This is a genomic window from Amphritea atlantica, assembly GCF_024347255.1.
GTDB classification, from domain to species: Bacteria; Pseudomonadota; Gammaproteobacteria; order Pseudomonadales; family Balneatricaceae; genus Amphritea; species Amphritea atlantica.
In genome coordinates this window covers 3,058,807-3,081,672 of the sequence record NZ_AP025284.1, presented here as the reverse complement: position 1 = coordinate 3,081,672, position 22,866 = coordinate 3,058,807, and the positions used below count along the sequence as shown (strand labels likewise).

Below are 22,866 nucleotides of genomic sequence, written 5' to 3'. Positions count from 1 at the left end.
TCAGGGATTGCTGCAGTCTTTGTTACTGCTGTAACTGTTCCAGCAGCCACTTCAGCCCCGGATCGTTGGAGTAGAGCGGGTGGTGCAGACTAACCATCTCGATTTCCGGCATCCCTGGTGGAGGCGTTATCAGCCTGACGGGTAGCATCTGGGCAAACAGCAGTGCCATCTGTCGCGGCAGCGTCATCACCGCGTCGGTGGCTGCAACGATGCGGGCACCCGCCATATAGTTAACGGTGCAGGCGATAAAGTTTCGCTGCCGTTGTTGTTGCGCCAGCCACTGGTCAATCTGGTCTGAGCTGACTCCGGCCAGATCGGAAAATATCACGTGGTTCAACTGACAATACTGTTCCAGAGATAGGTGTTGATCCACCTGGGTATTGTCTTCAGCAATCAGACAGGCAAGGGGTTCTGTGTGCCAGGACCGGCTGATCAGTTGCGGGTCAACCGGCTGTTTGCTGTCCAGTCCGACAATCAGATCCAGCTCGCGGTTTTCCAGCTGTTTCAGATTACCATCCTGACGAATAACCTCGATCTGAATACGGATGCCGGGTGCAGTGAGCTGCAGATTCTGCATCAGCGGTGGCAGGATCAGCGCCTCAAAGAAGTCGGTGCTGGCGATGGTGAAGCAGCGATCAGAACTGGATGGATCAAAGGGGGCCGGGGGGCTGAGACTGTGCTCAATCATGCGGATCGCCTGGCGAATCTCTGGCAGCATGGCGGTTGCCCGGGGGGTGGGCTTCAGGCCGTTACCGGAGCGTACCAGTAATGGGTCATCCAACTGCTGTCTCAGCCGGTTGAGGGCGTGGCTCATGGCTGACTGACTGAGGAACATCCGCTCTGCAGCCCGACTGACATGGCACTCTGTCAGCAACGCTTCCAATAGCAGTAACAGGTTAAGGTCAAACTGGCGTAGCGGCTTCATCGGCGTGGTCTTTATAGTCGATCGTTATATTCGACCTTGATAGTCGGTCTGATATTAATTGCATGCATGTAGTTATTATAACTATGCATTTCAATAATTATAGTCGCAATAGTAAGCTGGTCCGAGTTAACTATTTGAGGGTTGAGGAATGTCTGATACAGCAACGACGACGGGTAATGCGGATCTGCCGATCTATGGTTCACTGGGAATGACCTTTATGGAGTTTCCGGTGGTGAGTGATCTGAATGCTTCTGATGCGGAAGTCATCGTGGCCGGCGTGCCGTTTGATCTGGCGACATCGGGACGTTCCGGTGCCCGCTTCGGGCCGCTGGGTGTGCGTCAGGCATCAACGCAGCTGATCTGGGAAGGGGCTCGCTGGCCCTGGCAGTTTGCTTTGGATGACCACCTGAAAGTGGCCGACTCCGGCAATGTGCTGTTTAAGCATGGTGAGCCTCAGACCATGGTGGACAATCTGGAAGGGCATATCAGCGCAATCCTTGCTGCGGGTAAATCATCCCTGACCTTTGGTGGTGATCACTTTATTACCCTGCCGGTATTGCGCGCCTATGCTAAAAAACATGGTCCACTGGCACTGATCCATTTTGATGCGCATACCGATACCTATTCCGGCGGTACCCAATATGATCACGGTACGCTGTTTCATCACGCCGTTGAAGAGGGGTTGCTGGATACGGAACATTCGATTCAGATCGGTATCCGTACTGTCTATGATGTCGAGGGACACCCCTTTGAAGTGCTCGATGCTGCCTGGGTTGGCGATCATGGGCCGCAGGGAATTCTGGAGCGAATCCATGCCCGGGTGGGTGACAAAAAAACCTATGTCAGTTTTGATATTGATGGCCTTGATCCCGCTTTTGCGCCGGGTACGGGAACACCGGTTTCCGGTGGGATGAATATGGATTGCGCCCTGAAAGTGATTCGTGGACTGCAGGGGCTGAATCTGGTGGGGATGGATGTGGTTGAAGTGGCGCCGGCCTATGACCACGCCGAGATCACTTCGCTGGCCGGGGCAACCCTGGCTCTGGAATATCTCTATGTGCTGGCTGCGAATAAGATGGCTGCGAATAAGTAGAGTTCGCTATCTGCACGTTTGAACTCTCTGTATCGGCTGCATTCCTGCGTGGGTGCGGCCTTTTTTAGCTTTTCAGATGATGCTCCAGAATCGGTTTCAGCAGGGCTAATCCGGCGTCTATCCGGGCTTCATCATAACCGCCAAAACCGATAACCAGCCCGCTGCGGGCGGGTTGTTTATCATAATAATAAGACAGTGGCCGGATGCCCAATCCCACTTTCATAGTCTGTTCAACAATTGTTTTGTCATCAACGCCGGGGGGCAGCAGAAAAACCCCATGCATTCCGCCATCACTGGCTTCCCATACCAACTGATCGTTAAATAGTTGTGTTACCTGCTGCAACAGATAGCTGCGTCGGGTTTTATAGAGTTTACGCATCCGTCTGAGGTGACTTGAGAATATTCCCCGGGCCATAAAGTCTGCCAGCGCCAGTTGAGGTAACGCTGATAAACCACCATCCATAAACCCGCGCATGCGGTTGAATGGGTCTACCAGTGCCGGCGGCAGAACCAGGTATGCCAGTCGCATAGCCGGGTGGAGAATGCGGCTGAAAGTGCCGGAGTAGATCACGCTGTGTTCGCCATCCAGCCCCTGAAGTGCGGTGAGGGGCGGGCCGTCAAAGCGGAACTCACTGTCGTAGTCATCTTCGATAATGCAACAGCCCTGTTTCCGGGCCCACTCAAGCAGTTGCAGGCGGCGTTCAAGACTGAGGGTATAACCCATCGGAAAGTTGCGTGACGGGGTGATAAAAGCGAGCCGGGCATCCGGCTGGTTGTGCAGGGCGATATCGGTACGAAAACCGTTACGGTCAATGGGAATGGACAGTTTAATTCCGCCAGCGTTGCTGATGGCGCCATCGATACCGGGAAAGCCCGGATCCTCTACCAGCACTTTATCTCCAGGATTGAGCAGCATAGAAAAGGCCAGTTGCATTCCCTGTTGCGAGCCGGAGCAGATCATCACCTGCGCCATATCGCAGTGGATGCCACGGGTCGCAGTGAGGTAGGCGGCGATCTCAGTGCGCAGAGCTGCCTCCCCCATAAAATCACGCTCAGTATGAAACTTCATCTGTCTGCTGGCGTGTGTCACCGAGCGTTGCCACTGTTGCCAGGGAAACTGATCCAGCGCGGGTACTGCGGGGAGCAGCAGTTGCTGCTTGTGCTGCTGGTAGAGTGGCCGTATCTGCTCCAGCTGTTCACTTTTGGCTGAGAGCCTGATCGATCGGGTGTGCGGGCCAGGGGACCGCTGTGTTGTTCTGTGGGACAGTGTGAGTTGGGGGGAAACATAGCTGCCATCGCCATGACGGGTTTCGATATAGCCCTCGGCCTGAAGCATCTCATAAACCTGCTTTACGGTATTGCGCGAGAGACTTAGCAGGTCAGCCAGCTCCCGACTGGAAGGCAGGCGGCTCCCTGAGGGCAGTTCGGCGGACAGAATCCGTTGCTGGATATAGTTAAATAACCCCCGGTAGAGCGGGCGCTGGTTTTTCCCCTGTTCCAGAAACGGGGTAAAGCGCTCTGAGTGGGGTGTTTTATGAGCCAGATACTGTTTCAAATTGGGCCCTAATAATGACTATAAATTGGGTCTTAATAAGATCCACTATAGCGGCTAACCTGTGACTTTCAAACCTACCATTGATAACAAAGGACGAAAGATGAGTGAGATTAAAGTGACTGAGCGCACCCGGGTGAAACGGGGGCGTAAAATCGCGAACTATGACCGGGATACCATCTACAGCATTCTTGATGAGGCCTGGGTGTGTAATATCGGTGTCAGTCGCGATGGTCAGGCGATGGTGCAACCCACCTCTCACTGGCGGATAGGCAATGAACTGTTTTTGCATGGGTCAGTGAAAAACGGTCTGTTTCAGCAGGTGATGAAAGGTGAAACCGCCTGCATTACGCTGTTTTTGCTGGATGGACTGGTATTTGCGCGTTCAGCGTACCATCACTCGGTGAATTTTCGATCGGTCGTAGTCTATGCGAAAGGACGGTTAGTGGAGGACCCCCAGGAAAAACGACAAGCGCTTGATGCGATGCTGGATAAGTACAGTCCTGGCCGTTCAGCGGAAGCCCGTCCGCCCAATAATATTGAGATGAAGGCAACGGCCGTGTTTGCTTTTCCGATAGAGGAGGTGTCAGCCAAAATTAGAGTCGGCGGGCCTAATGAAGAGCCGGAAGATATGGCACTGGATATCTGGGCCGGGGTTAAACCTGTTGTTTCGGTTGTGGGAGAATTGATTCCGGATTAACCAATCCGTTATCAGTAGTGACCGGGTTTCGCCTATACTGCCTGTTATATATACAGGGGGGGCGCAATGGTTTACGACTTGAAACGAACCAATAGTTGGCTGTCTGTTCTCATAGTGGCAATGCTGCTGTCAGGTTGCGCCACTTTTACAGACCTGACCGGAGTAAAGGATAACCCCCAGGCTGCAAAGCAGACATTCAGTCAGGGGCTGGATGTTACTCAGGGCAGAGGCACTGAACAGGATTACCGGCAGGGCGTCACTCTGTTCAGGGAAGCTGCTATGAATGGCTCTGCTGAAGGGGCCTATATGGCAGGGATGTCATATCTGACAGGCAGAGGCGTTGAAACCAGCTTCACAGAGGCTGCTCACTGGCTGGATCTGGCCGCCCGAAAAGATCATCCCGGGGCACTCTATCAACTGGGGGTGCTCTATATGAATGGACGAGGCGTGGATAAAAACCGACTCTGGGCTGGTTTTCTGTTAAGTCGTGCGGCGGATCTGGGGCATCAACAGGCTATTTTTGATCTGGGCGTGGTCTATGCACGGGGGTTGGGGTTGCCGCAAAGCCCGGCGGCAGCCTGGTACTGGTTTTCACAGGCAGAAAAGCGAGGCGTACCACTGGCAACAGAGTTGAAAAATCGGATGTACTCACTGAGCAGTCCGTCTTCCCGCCAGTATATGATGCGGATTATGGCGTACAGTGGCGGTCGTGTGGATCGTTCAACCACCCTGTTTTTACAACTCCGGTTGCAGCAACTGGGCTATGAGTCCGGGACACCCGATGGCATCTGGGGAGTTAAAACCAGCTATGCTTACCGGCGCTTCAGCCGCCAGGAGCTGTTATTGAGTGATCTGGAGATTAACTGGCAGAATCTACAACTGATCAGGGACTTTTAACCTCACACCTGTGAGTCTGTACCGGTTGTTGAGGTCCCGCTATTATCGTCCGGTGTTTCACTGTCCTGCTCGCTATCAGCACCGGGGTCAGTCTCGGTTTCAGGGGCTATACCTAACAGATCGTTCACTGCAGATATCACCTCTTCATTCAGTTCTCTGTTCGCAGCCTGGCCCAAAAAGTTCATGGCCTCCTGTTCCAGGGCCGCACGCTCCTCTTCAGTTGCAGCTGCTCTGGCCGCAGCAACCGTTGCTTCGTACTGGGCAATCAGGCCCACTGCTGAGTTGGGGGCAGCATGGTTTCTGGCCGTTGCCGAGGCGTGGGCAGCATTAAGTCTGCCCAGACTGGCTGCCACCGACTTTTGATTATTGCCCAGCCCTTTTCCATGTCCGAGGCCGTTACTGCCAGCTGTCGCTGACTTTCCCGGGCCGTTGTTGTCATGGCCAAATGCATTCCCATTACCGTGACTACTGCTGGCTGAATTACCATTGCCGCTGCTATTGCCTCCGCCGTTTCCGCCACCGTTTCCACCACCGTTTCCACCACCGTTTCCACCACCGTTTCCACCACCGTTTCCACCACCGTTTCCACCACCGTTTCCGCCGCCGTTTCCACCGCCGTTACCACCGCCGTCTCCGCCCTTGGCGATGGCCTGGTTGCCAAGATTAAACCCAGAGAGTTGTTGGGTGATAAGTGGGGCAAGGGTCAAAGTCAGCGACAGTGTCGATGTTGTTAAAATGGTCAGCAGGTGTTTAGAAAGCGGCGTGTTAGAAGACATAATGGGCGGCCTCATATAGGGATACCTTTAAGCCTAATATGGTTTTTGAGGTGCGACAAATGAATATTATTCTACCCGGTTGTTACTTGTTTCGATAATACGGCAGAAGTGTTTCAACAGGTAGGGGTCGTGCTTGCTGCCTGATTCCCTGTTTATCTGATCAATAATAGCTGAGTGATCACGGCCCACATGGTATGAGCGGGTATAGGCCATGGCATCATAACTGTCAACGATGCTGATAATTCGGGCGCCGACAGGAATGTCTTCACCAGCCAGTTTATCGGGATAGCCGCTGCCATCAAAACATTCATGGTGATGGCGAATAATATGTGCGGTTTGTGAGGCACCATCCAGCTCTGTGGAGAGCACAATCTGTTCGCCAATGGCAGGATGTGTATGCATGACATCCCAGTCATCCTGATCCAGTTTGCCCGGCTTCATGAGGATGCGGTCGGGGATGCCGATTTTACCGATATCGTGAAACCGGGAACTGATACGTAAAGCGCTGATCTGGCCTTCGCAAAGTCCCACCGCTTTGGCGAGTTCGACTGCCAGGGTCTGTACCCGGTCTGAGTGTTCCAGTGTCGGCTGATCCCTGAATCCAAGGGCGATTGCCAGCGCTTTTGTACGGTTCTCCAGTGTCTGGTAGGTAAACTTTTCAGCAGGACTCATAGACGCTCCTTAATGTTTTGTGTAGCCGGTGCTTTGGAGACTGGATTTCGGTTGGTAAACGTGGCGCTATTTTTTTGCTTCATATTTGTTTATCGATCAAAGGACGCTAATCTTGAACTTATAGATAAGGGACTAACAGTCATGCTACAGATTATGAGATTCGGTGCCAGTGGTTTTTTGTTACTGCTTTGCCTCGCAGGCTGCGCATCTGATGGCCATTTCGGCTCACAAAACTACATTGTCGATCTGGACAAGCAATGTTATTGCATTGAGGGTAGCTCAGATTGTCATTTGTTGTCACTGATCAACCCCTCTTTCAGGGAGGACTGGATCGCCGATGCCTATGGGATGCCCAAGCAGTATTACAGCTGGAGTGCCAGTGAGCTGGCAAACCTGTTAATAAACCCGCCGGATAATAGTTATCAGCCGGAGCCCATCGGCGGCGGACAATACCGCTTACCACCGACTTTCGCAACCCATATGGTGTGGGATGTGTTGGCAATGGAATACTTTACGTTATATCGGGACGATGATGGCTTTATGTCAGTACTGGAACTGAGGCCCCAACCACGCCGTTTCTCAGTGCCACACTGAACCACTTGTCAGCCGACTGCCAGCCAGATTCCTACGCCGATCATCAGTGATCCGGCAATCCGGTTCATCAGTTTGACATTACCCCGGTCCAGCAACAGATGACGTAGCGCTTTTCCGCCGCTGGCGTAGATCAGCAAACAGCTGAACTCTAATAGCAAAATCATGGCGATCAGCATCAGTAGCTGCGGTGCCAGCGGCTGCTGCTGGTCGAGAAAGGGGGGCAGTAGTGTGACAAAGAAAGCCCAGCCTTTAGGGTTGGCGATGGCCGTTATAAAACCGTTCAGGGCCAGCTGCAGGTTGCCCTGCTGTTTTACGGCTGCTCCGGGTTCTGGCATCACCAGTTTGCCTTTCGACTGCCACATCTGTACACCCAGCCAGCCGAGATAAGCACCCCCTCCCAGCTTAAGAAAGATAAACGCTTCGGGAAACTGCAACATCAGTGCAGCAACACCAACGGCTGCGGCTGCGGCCACCAGACCAACACCGATCAGTTCGCCCCACATCATGTGCAGGCTGCGGCGTACACCGATCGACATGCCCAGGCTAAGCGCCAGGGTCATACACATGCCGGGGGTGATCGATACAAAGAAAAATGTGGGAATAAACAGGGAGAGTAGAGCGATTGACATCCGTGCCTCGGAACCAGAAGATTAAAGCAGGATTTTACGCCCTGACAGATGAATAAAAAAGGCCACACAGAATATTCTGTGTGGCCCGTATCAGGCAGCAGAAGGGGTTATCTGTACGTGCCTGATTGAGTTTTAGTTCCGCTTAGAACGTGCGTGATACGCTCACTAACAGCGTGTTGTCATTACGGAATGCACCTTTATCAATCTCATCAGCATTATCGATGCTGTTAAACAGATACGCCGCTGACAGATCCAGACCGATAGCAGAACCAGAGATCCCGACAGAGTAGTCCTGATAGTCGTTAATATCGGCTTTGCCCCAGTAATCCCCGGTGCTGTAACCCGCATGAAGATCCAGGCTGACCGCATCAGTGATGCCATAGCTGTAATCCACACTGTAGTACTGAGCGGACTCACCAGTATTGAAGAAATCGTCAGAGTAAGCCATGGTAAAGCCCAGATCGCCGTAATACAGCGCCAGCGCCAGCTCACCATACTCCGCGTCAGTGTTATAGCCGGGGTAGGTATAGAACCCGTAGGAAACGTCGTAGCTCAGATCATCATTAATATCATTGGCAAAGCCAACGTAGTAATCGATCTCCAGCTTGGCATCGTCTTCAAAGTCGACATTGCTACCCCAGATGCCGGCATAAACGCCATTGTCAAAAGCTGCATCCAGGCTGCCCTGAACAGCGGGATCTCCCGCAGACTGTGAAATACCGCGGAAACGGTAATCATTGGTAAATGAAACGGTGCCAGTAACGTCAGCAGCCTGAACTGTCGATGTCAGGGCCATTGCGGCGGCCAGGCCTGTAAAAATCTTCTTCATCGATTTTTCCTGTAATAATTTTTATGGATCTTGATTATCTGCAAATCACGGCATCAGAGGATATACCCAGCTGAGGGTATGCCTTTGTAGGTAGTTTTTTGAGGGTAAGCGGTCAGGTTATCTGTATCGCGGAGTGCTCTGCTGCTGTTCACTCAACTACCCCCTCATACATATAGAGGAACTCAAACGGGAGGGAATATACTGTCAGTAAACCTGTATGGCAGACAGCGCTGAGTCTGTTAGCCCGTTTCTGTCAGCAAACAAGAGATTCTGGAGAAGAGAACCGATGAAAAGCTATTCTGAATGGCAAGCCCTGAGCAAGACTCTGAATTTGCATCATCAGGCTTATATTAATGGTGGATTTCAGTCTGCGGTGAGTGGAGAGACGTTCCCCTGTATCAATCCGGCCACAGAGAAGTTGCTTGCGGATGTATCCAGTTGTGATGTCGCGGATGTGAATATCGCCGTTGCCAATGCCCGTGAAGTTTTCCGTTCCGGCGTATGGTCTGAGATGCATCCCCGGGAACGTAAAAAAGTGATGCTCAGATGGGCCGATCTGGTTGAACAGCACAAAGATGAGTTTGCCCTGCTGGATACCCTGGATATGGGTAAGTCGATCTCTGAAATGGTCAATATCGATGTGCCGGATGCCATCGATTGTATCCGCTGGACCGCAGAAAGTATTGATAAAGTCTATGGTGAGATTGCGCCGACCGGGCATGATACTCTGGCGATGATCCAACATCAGCCGGTGGGGGTGGTGGGAGCAATTACCCCCTGGAACTATCCGCTACTGATGGTTAGCTGGAAGATCGCTCCGGCAATTGCCGCGGGCAACTCGGTGGTACTGAAACCATCAGAAAAGTCTCCGCTGAGCGCATTGCGGCTGGCCGAGCTTGCGGTAGAAGCGGGTATGCCGGCAGGTGTACTGAACGTTCTGCCAGGCTTTGGCCATACCGCTGGTAAAGCGCTGGCGCTGCATATGGATGTCAATGTGCTGGCCTTTACCGGTTCCACCCGGGTGGCCGGTATGCTGATGGGCTATGCCGGTGAGTCCAATATGAAACGGGTCTGGCTTGAAGCTGGCGGTAAGTCACCCAATCTGGTGTTCGCCGATGCGGATATTAAAGCGGCAGCGGCGGCATCTGCAGCGGCCATCTTCTGCAATCAGGGAGAGGTGTGTATCGCCTGTTCCCGTCTCTATGTTGATAAGCGTATCAAGGACGAGTTTGTGGCAGCGCTGGTTGAAGCCGCCGCCCGGTTCCAGCCAGGTGATCCGTTAGACCCTGCAACGACGATGGGGCCAATGGTTGATGCCACCCAGTTGGCAACGGTTGAACGTTATATCCGGTCAGCTCAGGAAGAGGGGGGACAGATGATCATGGGTGGTCTTCCTGAATATCAGGAGGGTAAAGGTTTTTACGCTAAACCGACCATCATTGATGGTGCTAACAACGCGATGACCTTTGTTAAAGAGGAGATCTTTGGGCCGGTACTGGCGGTCTGTGAATTTGAAACTGAAGAGGAAGCGATCGCACTGGCCAATGATTCCGCCTATGGCCTGGGTGCCGCTGTCTGGACCCAGAACCTGTCCCGGGCTCACCGGGTAAGCCGCAAGATCGAAAGCGGCATGGTGTGGGTGAATACCTGGGGTGAGGGTGACACCACCGTGCCCTTTGGCGGGGTGAAGGCATCTGGTAATGGTCGTGATAAATCACTGCACGCACTGGAGAAGTATACCGATATCAAGAATGTTCTGATTCGGTTGTAAAACAGCGGCCAGTGCGCGGCTTCGCCGCTGGCCAGACGTCGCTACGCAACTTGCGAGCTTAAAAAAACCGCCATCTGGCGGTTTTTTTGTAGCGGAATTCAGGGTTAAACTTTTATGACTTTGGTGTTGGCCAACTGGTCATGCAGGCAGCGGTTTTCTTTACTGAAGATAAACACTGAGTCGACGATGCCGATGAATTGTCCGATACCGGGCAACTGACTCACTACAAATAGCGGCAGATAGCGGACCCCAAAGATTTTCCAGAAAGGCAGTAGTTGATTGGTATCGTAATCAACCACCCGGATGTTGAACATTTTTTTAGCGATGGTTTGGCCTGACGTAGCCAGTAGATAGCCATTCAATAGCGCGTAGAACAGCAGTACCAGAGGACTTAAGATAAGGTCTGATGATTCAAACTGCTGACCTCCAATCCGGTCGTATAGACCTAACAGAAACATCGCGGGAACAAAGACAACGAGGATGATAATCGTATCAAGTATCGCCGCCCAGAACCGGGTCCAGCGTCCTGCCAGAACCGTTTCATGCTGTTCGTCCAGCTCTAAATTTGCTTGTGGAGCAGAGTAGATATTTTCATCATTCATAGTGACCATCCCTAGTATGCTATGTGAAATTTGCTACATCAAAGTCTGCCTTAAACTGAGGGTACTGACAATTGAAATTGCTATCTCAGCAGTTTTTCTCCCTGACAGGGGAAGTGAAGCGTTATCTCGCTAACCAGCACTAGCCATAAGACCGATCGCTTTCCTGGCGATAGGGGTTAGCTCATCCCCTCCCTGGTTTAAATATTCAGAGATTTGCGCCTTCATCGACCGTGCCCAGAATTTGGACAGGTGGTTGGCTACCATCTCCGCTTCAGCGTTTTCGTCGCCAATATGGGTGTTATTGGCAGCGATCTGGTTGGCCATGCGGATCAGGCTGGTAAGCTGATGATTTGCCATTGTTATTCCTCGTTATCTCTTGTTGGAGAGAGTCCTGACTGGTTATAGATGACGTGACGGCCGGGTCTGGCAAAACCAATCAGGTTGAGCCCCGCCTGTTTTGCCAGATCCAGTGCCAGGCCGGTGGGGGCTGACACTGCAACCAGCGTACTGATGCCACCACTGGCGGCTTTATGCACCATCTCATAGCTGGCACGGCTGGAGACCAGCACAAACCCCTCACTCAGGGTGGTGTGTTTGCGTTGCAGTGCGCCGAGCAGTTTATCCAGAGCGTTGTGGCGACCGACATCCTCTCTCAGCAATTGGATATTGCCTTCGTTGTCACACCAGGCGGCACCGTGACAGGCACCGGTTATCCCTTGCAGGGGTTGTTTATCCGTCAATCGCCGCAGGGCTGCCTCTATTGCTTCAGGCCCTGGTGCTGGTAATGTGGTAACGGCCTTTACGGGACGGATCGCCTGTTGCAGCGATTCGGCGCCACACAGGCCGCAACCGGTACGACCGGTGAGATTACGGCGACGCTGTTTTAGCTGCATCGAACGCTGTGTGGTAATCGATATCTGAATCTCGATACCGGCTGCCAGACTCTGTGGATCGGCCATCACCAGATCCAGACCGTAGATCTCTTCCGGTTTTTTAATGATCCCTTCACTCAGGCTGAAACCCAGAGCGAAATCTTCCAGATCGCAGGGACTGGCCATCATCACAACATGGGAGATGCCGTTGTAGACCATCGCCACCGGAATCTCCTCGGCGATACTGTCCAGCGCATCCAGCCACTGCCCCTGTTGCCAGCGGGTGACGGCGGATTGCTGATAGCAGCTTTCCACCGTGACCCGGCTTTCGGAGGTGTCTGCCTGGGGTTTCTTCAGCGCCATCTTACTTACCCGCAATAGCAGACTCTTCTGAACGAGGCTCGTTTAAACGGGCTTTGTTCAGATGGCCTAGCTGCTGCTGGTTAAAGTCGCGATAGCGTTGCTGCCAGTCCGATGGTTCGGTGACTTTTACCGCCTGTACAGCAGTGACCTTGTACTCGGGGCAGTTGGTCGCCCAGTCAGAGTTATCGGTGGTGACCACGTTGGCGCCACTGTGAGGATGGTGGAAAGTGGTGTAGACCACCCCCGGTTGCATCCGATCAGAGACTTTTGCCCGCATTACGGTCTCACCGGCACGGCTGGCAATGCCAACCCAGTCGCCATTAGTGATGCCGCGATCTTCTGCGTCCTGCGGATGCAGTTCCAGCACATCGTCATCATGCCAGACCTGATTCTCGGTACGGCGGGTCTGTGCACCCACATTGTACTGTGACAGAATGCGGCCGGTGGTCAGCAGCAGCGGATATTTGCGGGTTGAGCGCTCCTCTGTGGCAACATACTCGGTGATCGCAAAATGACCTTTGCCAATCGGAAAGCTCTCTTCATGCATGGTCGGCGTGCCATCGGGAGCGTCATCATTACAGGGCCACTGAATGCTGCCCAGCTTTTCCAGACGCTCATAACTGACATGGGTAAAGGTTGGCGTCAGTTGAGCGATCTCATCCATGATCTCTGATGGATGGTTGTAGTTCATTGGATAGCCCAGCGCATTGGACAGCGCCTGAGTTACCTCCCAGTCCTGCAGCCCCGCCAGTGGTGGCATCACTTTGCGCACCCGGTTGATACGACGTTCGGCGTTGGTGAAGGTGCCGTCTTTCTCCAGGAAAGAGGAACCCGGCAGGAACACATGGGCATACTTCGCCGTTTCATTGAGGAAGATATCCTGAACCACCAGACATTCCAGTGAGCGTAGCGCCGCCTGAACGTGGTTGGTGTTGGGGTCGGACTGGGCAATATCCTCGCCCTGACAGTACATCCCCTTGTAGGTGCCATCCAGTGCGGCATCGAACATGTTCGGAATCCGCAGACCCGGTTCGTTATCCAGTGTGACGCCCCAGGCCGATTCAAATCGTGCGCGTACGGCATCGTCAGCAACATGCTGATAACCGGGCAGTTCATGGGGGAAAGAGCCCATATCGCAGGAGCCCTGTACGTTATTCTGACCCCGTAACGGGTTAACCCCAACCCCTTCGCGGCCAATATTACCGGTGGCCAGCGCCAGGTTGGCGATACCCATTACCATGCTGGAGCCCTGGCTATGTTCGGTGACCCCCAGACCGTAGTAGATGGCGCCATTCTTCGCGTTAGCGTAGATCCGGGCCGCACTGCGCAGTTCAGCGGCTGGAATGCCGGTGATCGATTCGGTGTTCTCCGGTGAGTGACGTTCTTCGCTGATAAAGTTGCGCCAGGCGTTAAAGGCCTCGGTGTCACAACGTTCGGCGATAAAGGCTTTATCTTCCAGCCCCTCACTCATAATCACGTGCGCCATCGCATTGATAAAGGCGACGTTGCTGCCGGGACGCAGGGTCAGGTGGTGCTGAGTCTGTACATGAGGGCTCTTCACCAGATCGATACGGCGCGGGTCCGCAACAATCAGTTTTGCACCCTGACGCAGCCGTTTCTTCAGCAGAGAGCCAAATACCGGGTGGGCATCGGTGGGGTTAGCACCGATCACCATCACTGCATCGGCCTGCATGACTGAGTCAAAGGTCTGGGTACCGGCGGACTCACCCAGAGTGGTTTTAAGACCGTAACCGGTGGGTGAGTGACACACCCGGGCGCAGGTATCGGTGTTGTTGTTGCCAAATGCAGCCCGGATCAGCTTCTGTACCAGATAGGTCTCTTCATTGGTGCAGCGGGAAGAGGTGATCCCGCCGATGCTTTCGCGGCCATATTTTTCCTGAATACCGCGTAGTTTGGTTGCGGCAAAGCTCAGGGCTTCATCCCAACTGACCTCCTGCCACGGCTGATCGATTGAGTCACGGATCATCGGCTTGGTAATACGGTCTTCATGGGTGGCGTAACCAAAGGCAAAACGCCCCTTAACACAGGAGTGGCCGTGATTCGCCTGACCGCCTTTATAGGGCACCATGCGGATCACTTCGCTGCCTTTCATCTCCGCCTTAAATTGGCAGCCAACACCGCAGTAAGCACAGGTGGTAACGACACTGTGTTCCGGCTGACCCGCTTCAATCACTGATTTTTCCATCAGGGTTGAGGTGGGGCAGGCCTGGACGCAGGCGCCACAGGAGACACACTCAGAATCGAGGAACGGCTGGTCCTGTCCTGGTGATACTTTTGAGTCAAATCCGCGACCATCAATGGTCAGCGCGAAAGTCCCCTGAACCTCTCCGCAGGCGCGTACACAGCGGGAGCAGACGATACATTTACTCGGATCAAAGCTGAAATAGGGGTTGGAGTGGTCTTTTTCTGCCTGCAGGTGGTTATCTCCGCTGAATCCGTAACGCACTTCCCGCAGACCGACTTCACCGGCGACATCCTGCAGTTCACAGTTGCCGTTGGCCGGACAGGTGAGGCAGTCCAGCGGGTGATCGGAGATATACAGCTCCATAATATTGCGGCGCAGTTTACCCAGACGAGGATTCTGAGTGGTGACCTTCATACCGGCTTCTGCCGGTGTGGTGCAGGAGGCCGGAGTACCACGGCGGCCCTCAATTTCGACGGCGCAGATACGGCAGGAGCCAAAGGCTTCCAGATTATCAGAGGCGCACAACTTAGGAATATTGATATCGGCCAGCGCTGCCGCACGCATCACTGAGGTACCTTCGGGCACGGTGATGCAAACACCATCGATCTCCAGCGTGATCAGGTTTTCTGAAACGCTGGCGGGGGTGCCGTAATCTTTGTCAAAATCTTGCTGCTTAGGATTGAAGTACTGAAGCATGATCAGGCCTCCCCATGGTTGTGTGGCGCGGGTTGATTGAAATCCTCAGGGAAGTGCTTCACGGCACTCTGTACCGGGAAGGGGGTCATTCCACCCATGGCACATAAAGAACCGTCGATCATGGTTTCACACAGATCACTGAGTAGTTCCATATTCGATGCACGGTTTTCGTCATTACGGATGCGGTCAATGACCTCAACACCGCGGGTAGAGCCGATGCGACAAGGGGTACATTTACCGCAGGATTCTGCGACACAGAACTCCATTGAGAAACGTGCCTGCTCAGACATATCCACAGTATCGTCAAAGACCACGATACCGCCATGTCCGAGTGCGGCACCGACCGCCTGGAACGATTCATAATCCATCGGCGTATCCCACTGGCTTTCCGGCAGATAAGCACACAGCGGGCCACCCACCTGAACCGCCCGCATCGGACGGCCACTGAAGGTGCCACCGCCATACTCTTCTAACAGCTCCCGCAGGGTGACACCAAAGGCCAGCTCAATCAGTCCGCCGCGTTTGATATTGCCTGCCAACTGGAACGGCAGAGTACCCAGCGAGCGTCCCATACCGAAGTCTGCATAGGCCTGACCGCCCTGGGACAGAATATAGGGGATCGCCGCCAGCGAGAGCACGTTATTAACGATAGTAGGCTGGCCAAACAGGCCGACAATCGCTGGCAGGGGCGGTTTAGCCCGTACCATACCGCGCTTGCCCTCCAGGCTTTCCAGCAGCGACGTCTCTTCGCCGCAGATATACGCTTTAGCGCCCAGACGGACTTCCAGATTGAAGGTTTTACCGCTATTGAGAATGTTGTTGCCGAGAAAACCGGCGGCTTCCGCTTTAGCAATCGCTTCGTTAAGGATCTGGTGTGCCACCGGATATTCTGAACGCAGATAGATATAACCCTGGTCAGCACCCACAGCGAGGCCCGCGATGGTCATCCCCTCAATCAGCATATAGGGATCGGCTTCCATCACCATCCGGTCAGCAAAGGTGCCGGAATCCCCTTCGTCGGCGTTGCAGACGATATATTTTTGCCCCAACTTATCGTTACGAGCTTTGCCCGGGGTCGCATCGAGCACCGTTTGCCATTTGATGCCGGTGGGGAAGGCTGCGCCACCACGGCCACGCAGACCGGAGGTTTTCACCTCATCAACAATTGACTGCCCCTCCATCACCAACGCTTTTTTCAGACCATTAAAACCATCCAGCCGCTGGTAATCCTCCAGTGACACCGGGTCGGTAATACCGGCGCGGGCAAAGGTTAGCCGCTGCTGTTTTTTAAGGTAGGGGATCTCTTCGGTGAGTCCCTGACACAGCGGGTGTGAAGTTTCGCCGCTGAGAAATGCCTGATCAAACAGACTGTCGATATCCTTAGTTTCAACCGGTCCGTAAGCGATTCGTCCGCCAGCGGTTTCAACCTCCACCAGGGGTTCCAGCCAGAACAGGCCCCGGGAGCCGTTGCGGATGATCTCGATGGTTTCGCCACGGTTCTCAGCTTCTGCTGCAATTTCGCAGGCCAGACGATCTGCACCCATGGCCAGCGCTGTAGTGTCCCGGGGGATAAAGATCTTTGTCATTGTATTATTTGTTACTGAACTGGACATCAGTGAACCTCCAGCGTTTGCGAACGCAGCTCATCGACCAACTGATCAAATTTTTCCGGAGTGACCCGGCCGACGATCTCATCATTGATTCGTACTGAGGGAGAGCAGGCGCAGTTACCCAGACAGTAAACCTCTTCCAGCGTGATATTCTGATCGCTGGTGGTGCCGTGATAATCCACCCCCAGAGTTGCCTTGGCATGGGCTTCCAGTTGACGTGCGCCCATCGACTGACAGGCCTCAGCGCGGCAAACCTCAATGGTGTGTTTGCCCGGGGCGGTTGAGCGGAACTGGTGATAAAAACTGATTACGCCGTGGATATCCGCGCGGGACTGATTCAGTGCTTCTGCGATCAGCGGAACAGACTCCGGGGGGATATAGCCCAGTCGGTTCTGGATCTCATGGAGGATCGGTAGCAGGGCTCCGGGTTTATGCTGTAAACCGGAGATGACTTCCCTGACTAGCGGCAACATCTGCTCGTTAACTGCGGTCATTTTTTTATTCTCTTAAACATATGAAGTTTAGTTCATATGTCTCTGTATTGAGGTGATAATACGTGAGTTATGTACTTTATAGCTCTGTTTAAAGTAGCATTAGTCGCTGTTATACGAAATATGAAATATTATGCATATGAAACGAATTCAGGTTGTGCCAAGCTGGTCGTTCCGGGATTCCGGTGGTAACCAGTTGAATCCCCAACTATTTTCTCTACTGGGGGCAATACATGACACGGGTAAACTGACCGAGGCGACGTCGCAAATAGGCATCTCTTACCGTCATGGTTGGAATCTGCTGAATACCTGGGCGGCATTTTTTGGTTTACCACTGGTGGATATGCAGAAGGGTAAAGGTGCGACACTGTCAGCCCTGGGAGAGAAGTTACTCTGGGCAGAGCAGCGGGTGCTGGCGCGTCTGGAGCCCCAGTTAGAGAGTCTGGCGTCTGAGTTGAATCTGGAGATTCACCGTGCCCTGGAAGGGGTGAGTCCATTGCTGCGACTGCATGCCAGTTACGGTTATGCGGTGGCGTTGTTACCGGGCTTCTCTGACGATATCCAACTGGACCTGCAGTATAAGAGTGCCGAGGAAGCGCTGGCCTCGCTCAACCGTGGCGCCTGTGATCTGGCGGGTTTTCACGTGCCGGTGAACGGCCGGGCCGGGGGGATGAGCGATGCACTCTATGAAACCTATAGTCGTCACCTGAAACCCCGGGTGCATAAGATCGTTAAATTCATCACCCGGCAGCAGGGATTGATGGTTAAACCCGGTAATCCAAAACAGATAGCCGGGCTTAAAGATCTGCTGCGCAAAGAGGTGAAATTCATCAACCGTCAGAAGGACTCCGGTACCCGCGCACTGCTGGATGAACTGCTGCTGCGTGAGGGCGTTAACAGTAAGAAGATCAGCGGTTTTGCCGATGAGGAGTTTACCCACTCAGCGGTCGCCGCTTTTGTGGCAGCGGGGATGGCAGATGTCGGCATGGGGGTGGAAGCCGCCGCCCGCCAGTTTGGTCTCGATTTTATACCGTTATCTTCTGAGCACTACCTGTTGGTGTGCCATAGCAAAACCCTGAAACAGGAAGCGATGGGACGGTTGTTGGCGAGTATTAGGGGAGAAGCGTTCCAGCAAGCGGTGCTGAAACTGCCCGGGTATTCACCGGATGAGTGTGGGGTGGTGGTGCCGGTTGACTCTATTTTTACTGGATAGATAGTAGATTGGACTGGATTGGTAGTCATCTGGTAAGGTTGCCAGATCGCTGCTGCGCGGCTAGCCAGATGTCGCTTCGCCACTTGCTGAAAAACATCTGTACTATGTTTTGTGGGAGCCAGCTTTTGTTGGAGTCACGCCCCCGTGGTGATGATCTTGCTCTCCTCAGTGTTCTCTGTGGTAACAATCATTAGCAGTTTTTTCCTAAACAGATGCTCGCGCTGTTCTTAGCGTTGAGATAAGAGACAAGCTGGCGACCATTAATTCAGCAATCATAGCGCTGACGAGTGCCGTTGCTTCGCAATTAGCCAGACGTGGCTTTGCCACTTGCTGAAAAACATCTGTACTATGTTTTTTGGGAGCCAACTTTGTGGGAGCCACGCCCCCGTGGCGATGATCTTGCTCTCCTCAGTGTTCTCTGTGCCCTCTGTGGTAACAATCATTAGCAGTTTTTTTTCCTAAACAGATTCTCGCGCTGTTCTTAGCGTTGAGATAAGAGACAAGCCGGCGACAGTTAATTCAGCAATCATAGCGCTGACCAATGTCTGAGCTGGAACACTTCTGAATTGTGTTTTTTGTGGGAGCCACGCCCCCGTGGCGATGATCTTTGCTCTCCTCAGTGCCCTCTGTGTTCTCTGTGGTAAAAAATCATTAGCAGTTTTCTTTTCTAATAAAGATGCGCGTAAGTGTTGCGATTAGACATAGTTCCGATACCTAGAACTATCAGGCTGGCGCCGGGTGGCATAGAGCCACCCATAACCTAGGTTTCTGGACTGTTAAGAGGCGCTGGCCCCTATCTTTCTTACCTGCTTCAACCAGCGCTCGACTGCCGCGGGTTTCGCATGGCTGGCACCACTGAACTGGATGATTCGGGTTGGTTTGAACCCGATAAAGCCAAATATCTGTTTACGCAACTGATGGTGCACCGCGTTTTTATAAAGTAGCCGCATGAACAGGTTGGGTGTATCTGATGTGACTATTACCCGTGCGGTGCGGCCTGCCAGCATTGGGCTGGGTATGCCGAATTTTGTGACTTGTGTATCAAACACACGTCCAGGCAGAAAAGCACGGTCAAACAGGCCCTTTAGTTTTGCCGGTAAACCACCCCACCACAGGGGCGTCGACATCACCAGATGTTCACACCACTCCAGATCGTTAAGCACTTTTTCTAACACGGGTTCAAGTGGCTTATAGGTTGTGTATCCCGCGAAACCATAATCACTGTCAAATTCCATATCGTGCAGGTGAGCCATGCGAACTTCATGGCCGGCTTCACGGGCTGCATCTGCGTAGGATTCGAGCAGGGCTTTTGAAAGAGATTTTTGAGCCGGATGGCCATTGAGTATGTAGATTCGTTTGTTATTCATGGGTAGGTTCCTTAAATTGACCATGGTCATTATTAATGTAAAAATGACCGCGGTCAATATATTTATTGCCATCAATTGCTTTTACGGGCATCATGCGCACATGACAAAAACCGTACAGAAACGCACACTCGCCACTCGCGCACGACTCGTTGAAGCGGCAAGTAACGTTATTGCCGAAAATGGCTATGAAGCGCTGCGCGTCGAAGAGGTGGTAAAGAGGGCGGGTGTTGCTAAAGGCACTTTTTTTGCCCACTTTGCTGATAAAGATGCCCTGATGGATCGCTTAATTGGCGAGGGGATCAACCGTTGTTTAGATGAGCTGGAGCAGTGCAAAGCCCCTGCGGATGTTGAAGAACTGGTGGCTACACTCATGCCATTGCTGGAGTTTATGACCTGTGAAAGATATGTCTTTGATGTGATTCTGCGTTACTCTGGAGCAGCTGCGATCGAGCAGATAGGGGATATTGCGATGACCTTTGAACGCCATGGCCAGGTGGTATCGGCATGGCTTGCAGATGGACCGTTTCGCCGTGATGTCAGCACGCAGCTATTAGCAGAAGGGATTCAGGCTTTTTCGGTACAGGCGATGGCGCTTAACTTTTGCGCACTGCATGCCAGCGAAAGCATAGAAAGCCGTTTGCTCACCTATCTCAGGGCATGGCTTATTGTTTAAAGCAGTAGCCAGATGTCGCTTTGCCACTTGCAAAAAATATCTGAATTGTCCTTTTTGTGGGAGCCGGCTTTTGTGGGAGCCACGCCCCGTGGCGATTTTCCTTGTTCTCCTCAGTGTGCTCTGTGCCCTCTGTGGTAAAAACAGATTAGCCGCATCCTGGAGGACAGGCTTTAAAATAAGCCAGTTCTTTATTGCAGCCCTCTTTTTTAGTTCCCCTTATTTCAATCCCTTTATTTCAATAAAGTCTCGATACGTGCCAGTTTTAAATCATCTGGCGCTTTTTCCCGAAGGAGCCTGACTATCTGATCGATATCCTTGCCGGATATCAATGGGATGTTGCTTTTGGTTTTAAGGTGTTTATTGGCCCCTAACCCGGAATAAAAGCGAACAAAATTTTCATTACGGGTGATCACGGCTTCCTGCAGGGGTGTCATTCCATAGTCGTTAAACTGATCAATGTAGGCACCGCGGCTTTGATAATGCTGAGCTAACGACATAATCTGCTCATCACACTCTGATTCGCCCAACTCTGATGCGGTCAGCAAAATGTGAAATACACTTTGATTACTTACCAGGCTGTCAGTGATAACAAAGTGGTCGTTAAACAGCATCTGATCCCAGCGAAGCAGGTAGGGGATGTAGGGGGCCAGATAGTCAAACCCCTGGAACAGCGCACCATCATTCTGTTGGATCTCTTGCTGATTTTTGCAGCCTGCAATGGCCGCATAAGTAATCTGAAATGAGGGAGGAGACGCTGCTTTCATCAGCCCCGTCATCAGAAGCAGATAACCGATCGCCGCAACAGCAAAAAGTAAAACAATACCCAGTGGAATAATAATCAGCTTTTTCATTTACTCATCCTTGAGAGCAGTTTCATTTAAATGATTCGGGCTCTGTTAGCTTTTGTGTTGAAGAGTATAGCGCGTTGGCAAAAGGTTTAAGCTAACCCTTATTGCCAAGTATTTAAGGCTACTTGACGAAAATTTTATACTCAATGTCCTGGGCCATTTTACTATATGCACCTTTTTCACGGTTATACATCGCATTGAATTTTAAAATATGAGCGCCCTTTGCAAGCGGTTTCAGCATGACCCAATAGCCATCTGTTGCTGCAGGGTATAGGTTTGGCGGGCTGTATCTCTTTGGAACTAATCCCAGCAAATTAAAGCAGTCCTGAGAAGCGACCCTCATGCTTGTCGGATTTAGCGCTTTCATTGAATCCAGCTCTACCTGGATGGAAAGCAACTCGTCATTATTAAGTGCCGCACTTCTTTTAGCACTGTCACAGGACATTGAGCCTTCCGTTCTGGGCCAGTAAGCCATATTTATTACAGGAAAGAATATGTACTTTCCCTGAGGTATTTCACATCTTCTTTTGATTTTTGATGTACCGTAACCGCCAGCAAGAAACCATACTTCACCTTGTTGCCCTACATGGCAATATTTACCTGTAGTGTCACGAACCGGGCTGATCTCTTTTGGCATTGTGTACGTCCACTGCCACCACATATTGGCATATTCATCCAGATGCTTACCTGATACGGATTCTCCCGGATTGACTATGGCGTCTTCGAACGACAATGCATATGAGTTTGTTGCCAAACAAATTGATACTGCTAAAAAGATTCTTTTCATTACTTCCATGTTCCAGTTTGAGGTTACCACAAGCCGTATTTAGGGGGCGTTTTACACTTTGTTGCTGTACTAAGGAGTATATACATAGGTGTACGCCACTAGCCCAGCCAACCAGGGCCCAAGCCATATACTCATAAGGCCAAGAAAGAATACAAAACCTTCAAAGCCCCGTGTTGTGATCAGGTAGTAAGGCAGGGCGACTGGCCAGAAGAGGTAAATGAGAAAACCAAAATCAAATGGTTTCTTAAAATTATTTGTCTCTGAGTCGGCGATCACCCAAATAATAGTAATAACGAGAAATATGAACCCCCAGAGAGACTGCGTTTCATCTGAAACGACCTCTCCCTGGCTGTTAAGCATGACCTCTACTACAGCCATTCCGAATGAGAGTAGAAGCAGTGAAGCAATAGAAAAATTTTTCTTACTCATGATTACAGATAACATTTATTGTCAGACTGACGAGGACCCGGGCCGGATAACATTGGGAAAAGGCATATATCGATAAGAGATAAAAGAGGCAGTGCTGAACATCGTAATCTCCATTAAGACAAAACGAGAATGCGCGGTAGCATTCTTAACCCGGTGGAGAATCCCACCAGCGCTTTAACCTTTCCCTTTGTTTACCCGATTTTTGCGCATTATATGGAGCAGCAAAAAGGCCTTTCTATAACGATAAAATGAGCATAACGGCTGGATTGAA

General features: G+C 52.1%; 23 protein-coding genes. 7 read left to right on the top strand and 16 right to left on the bottom strand.

Annotated features, from left to right (window positions below; translation table 11 throughout):
* Window positions 1-22: 22 nt before the first annotated feature.
* Entirely contained in the window at window positions 23-925 is a 903-nt protein-coding gene (locus OCU43_RS14175; RefSeq protein ID WP_091356907.1) for a LysR family transcriptional regulator, read from the bottom strand.
* A gap of 148 nt (window positions 926-1,073) precedes the next feature.
* On the opposite strand from OCU43_RS14175, the gene speB reads away from it, so the two are divergent.
* Window positions 1,074-2,018: an agmatinase gene (gene speB / locus OCU43_RS14170; protein WP_091356909.1), complete on the top strand. Its 945-nt coding sequence runs from the start codon at window positions 1,074-1,076 to the stop codon at window positions 2,016-2,018.
* A gap of 64 nt (window positions 2,019-2,082) precedes the next feature.
* Here the strand turns inward: speB and pdxR are convergent, their stop codons facing one another.
* Window positions 2,083-3,573: a MocR-like pyridoxine biosynthesis transcription factor PdxR gene (pdxR, locus tag OCU43_RS14165; RefSeq protein ID WP_245756537.1), complete on the bottom strand. Its 1,491-nt coding sequence runs from the start codon at window positions 3,571-3,573 to the stop codon at window positions 2,083-2,085.
* Between the two features lie 100 nt (window positions 3,574-3,673).
* Between pdxR and OCU43_RS14160 the strand changes: the two genes are divergently transcribed.
* Window positions 3,674-4,270 carry a pyridoxamine 5'-phosphate oxidase family protein gene (locus OCU43_RS14160; RefSeq protein WP_175483491.1) on the top strand — a complete coding sequence of 199 codons (597 nt, stop codon included), beginning with the start codon at window positions 3,674-3,676 and terminating at the stop codon, window positions 4,268-4,270.
* A 66-nt stretch (window positions 4,271-4,336) separates the two neighbouring features.
* The gene (locus OCU43_RS14155) at window positions 4,337-5,167 is read left to right on the top strand and encodes a tetratricopeptide repeat protein (RefSeq protein ID WP_091356912.1); all 831 of its coding nucleotides are present in this window, start codon (window positions 4,337-4,339) and stop codon (window positions 5,165-5,167) included.
* Between the two features lie 2 nt (window positions 5,168-5,169).
* Here OCU43_RS14155 and OCU43_RS14150 read toward each other — a convergent pair whose 3' ends face one another.
* Window positions 5,170-5,943 carry a hypothetical protein gene (locus tag OCU43_RS14150; RefSeq protein WP_217647413.1) on the bottom strand — a complete coding sequence of 258 codons (774 nt, stop codon included), beginning with the start codon at window positions 5,941-5,943 and terminating at the stop codon, window positions 5,170-5,172.
* A gap of 66 nt (window positions 5,944-6,009) precedes the next feature.
* A complete protein-coding gene (locus OCU43_RS14145) occupies window positions 6,010-6,615 on the bottom strand; it encodes an HD-GYP domain-containing protein (protein WP_091356920.1) in 606 nt (201 codons plus the stop codon).
* Window positions 6,616-6,756: 141 nt separating this feature from the next.
* Here OCU43_RS14145 and OCU43_RS14140 point away from each other — a divergent pair, with 141 nt between their 5' ends.
* A complete protein-coding gene (locus OCU43_RS14140) occupies window positions 6,757-7,209 on the top strand; it encodes a hypothetical protein (RefSeq protein ID WP_139203170.1) in 453 nt (150 codons plus the stop codon).
* Window positions 7,210-7,217: 8 nt separating this feature from the next.
* On the opposite strand, the gene OCU43_RS14135 is transcribed toward OCU43_RS14140, so the two are convergent.
* Window positions 7,218-7,838, bottom strand: a complete 621-nt coding sequence (locus OCU43_RS14135) for a LysE family translocator (protein ID WP_091356924.1) — start codon at window positions 7,836-7,838, stop codon at window positions 7,218-7,220.
* Window positions 7,839-7,980: 142 nt separating this feature from the next.
* Window positions 7,981-8,667, bottom strand: a complete 687-nt coding sequence (locus tag OCU43_RS14130) for a TorF family putative porin (protein WP_091356927.1) — start codon at window positions 8,665-8,667, stop codon at window positions 7,981-7,983.
* Window positions 8,668-8,953: 286 nt separating this feature from the next.
* Between OCU43_RS14130 and OCU43_RS14125 the strand changes: the two genes are divergently transcribed.
* Window positions 8,954-10,438 carry an aldehyde dehydrogenase gene (locus OCU43_RS14125; protein ID WP_091356929.1) on the top strand — a complete coding sequence of 495 codons (1,485 nt, stop codon included), beginning with the start codon at window positions 8,954-8,956 and terminating at the stop codon, window positions 10,436-10,438.
* Window positions 10,439-10,542: 104 nt separating this feature from the next.
* On the opposite strand, the gene OCU43_RS14120 is transcribed toward OCU43_RS14125, so the two are convergent.
* The 6 genes from OCU43_RS14120 to OCU43_RS14095 all read right to left on the bottom strand — a co-directional run bounded on the left by OCU43_RS14120 (window position 10,543) and on the right by OCU43_RS14095 (window position 17,281).
* Window positions 10,543-11,040 carry an RDD family protein gene (locus OCU43_RS14120; RefSeq protein ID WP_175483492.1) on the bottom strand — a complete coding sequence of 166 codons (498 nt, stop codon included), beginning with the start codon at window positions 11,038-11,040 and terminating at the stop codon, window positions 10,543-10,545.
* A 129-nt stretch (window positions 11,041-11,169) separates the two neighbouring features.
* Window positions 11,170-11,397, bottom strand: coding sequence for a formate dehydrogenase subunit delta (locus OCU43_RS14115; RefSeq protein ID WP_091356934.1), 228 nt, complete (start codon window positions 11,395-11,397; stop codon window positions 11,170-11,172).
* A gap of 2 nt (window positions 11,398-11,399) precedes the next feature.
* Entirely contained in the window at window positions 11,400-12,275 is an 876-nt protein-coding gene (gene fdhD, locus OCU43_RS14110; RefSeq protein ID WP_091356936.1) for a formate dehydrogenase accessory sulfurtransferase FdhD, read from the bottom strand.
* A gap of 1 nt (window position 12,276) precedes the next feature.
* Window positions 12,277-15,177, bottom strand: a complete 2,901-nt coding sequence (gene fdhF / locus OCU43_RS14105; protein WP_091356939.1) for a formate dehydrogenase subunit alpha — start codon at window positions 15,175-15,177, stop codon at window positions 12,277-12,279.
* A gap of 2 nt (window positions 15,178-15,179) precedes the next feature.
* Window positions 15,180-16,790 carry a formate dehydrogenase beta subunit gene (locus OCU43_RS14100; RefSeq protein WP_091356942.1) on the bottom strand — a complete coding sequence of 537 codons (1,611 nt, stop codon included), beginning with the start codon at window positions 16,788-16,790 and terminating at the stop codon, window positions 15,180-15,182.
* Window positions 16,790-17,281: a formate dehydrogenase subunit gamma gene (locus OCU43_RS14095; RefSeq protein WP_091356944.1), complete on the bottom strand. Its 492-nt coding sequence runs from the start codon at window positions 17,279-17,281 to the stop codon at window positions 16,790-16,792. Before OCU43_RS14095 ends, OCU43_RS14100 begins: the two co-directional genes overlap by 1 nt.
* 136 nt (window positions 17,282-17,417) lie before the next feature.
* Here OCU43_RS14095 and OCU43_RS14090 point away from each other — a divergent pair, with 136 nt between their 5' ends.
* Complete coding sequence (locus OCU43_RS14090) at window positions 17,418-18,491, top strand: substrate-binding domain-containing protein (protein ID WP_091357230.1); 1,074 nt, start codon at window positions 17,418-17,420, stop codon at window positions 18,489-18,491.
* 776 nt (window positions 18,492-19,267) lie between these two features.
* Here the strand turns inward: OCU43_RS14090 and OCU43_RS14085 are convergent.
* Window positions 19,268-19,858, bottom strand: coding sequence for an NAD(P)H-dependent oxidoreductase (locus OCU43_RS14085; protein WP_091356947.1), 591 nt, complete (start codon window positions 19,856-19,858; stop codon window positions 19,268-19,270).
* Window positions 19,859-19,958: 100 nt separating this feature from the next.
* Here OCU43_RS14085 and OCU43_RS14080 point away from each other — a divergent pair, with 100 nt between their 5' ends.
* Window positions 19,959-20,531: a TetR/AcrR family transcriptional regulator gene (locus tag OCU43_RS14080; RefSeq protein ID WP_091357232.1), complete on the top strand. Its 573-nt coding sequence runs from the start codon at window positions 19,959-19,961 to the stop codon at window positions 20,529-20,531.
* A 230-nt stretch (window positions 20,532-20,761) separates the two neighbouring features.
* Here OCU43_RS14080 and OCU43_RS14075 read toward each other — a convergent pair whose 3' ends face one another.
* The 3 genes from OCU43_RS14075 to OCU43_RS14065 all read right to left on the bottom strand — a co-directional run bounded on the left by OCU43_RS14075 (window position 20,762) and on the right by OCU43_RS14065 (window position 22,595).
* Window positions 20,762-21,382: a hypothetical protein gene (locus tag OCU43_RS14075; protein ID WP_091356950.1), complete on the bottom strand. Its 621-nt coding sequence runs from the start codon at window positions 21,380-21,382 to the stop codon at window positions 20,762-20,764.
* A gap of 118 nt (window positions 21,383-21,500) precedes the next feature.
* Entirely contained in the window at window positions 21,501-22,166 is a 666-nt protein-coding gene (locus tag OCU43_RS14070) for a hypothetical protein (RefSeq protein WP_139203171.1), read from the bottom strand.
* A gap of 69 nt (window positions 22,167-22,235) precedes the next feature.
* The gene (locus OCU43_RS14065; RefSeq protein WP_139203172.1) at window positions 22,236-22,595 is read right to left on the bottom strand and encodes a hypothetical protein; all 360 of its coding nucleotides are present in this window, start codon (window positions 22,593-22,595) and stop codon (window positions 22,236-22,238) included.
* Window positions 22,596-22,866: the final 271 nt, after the last annotated feature.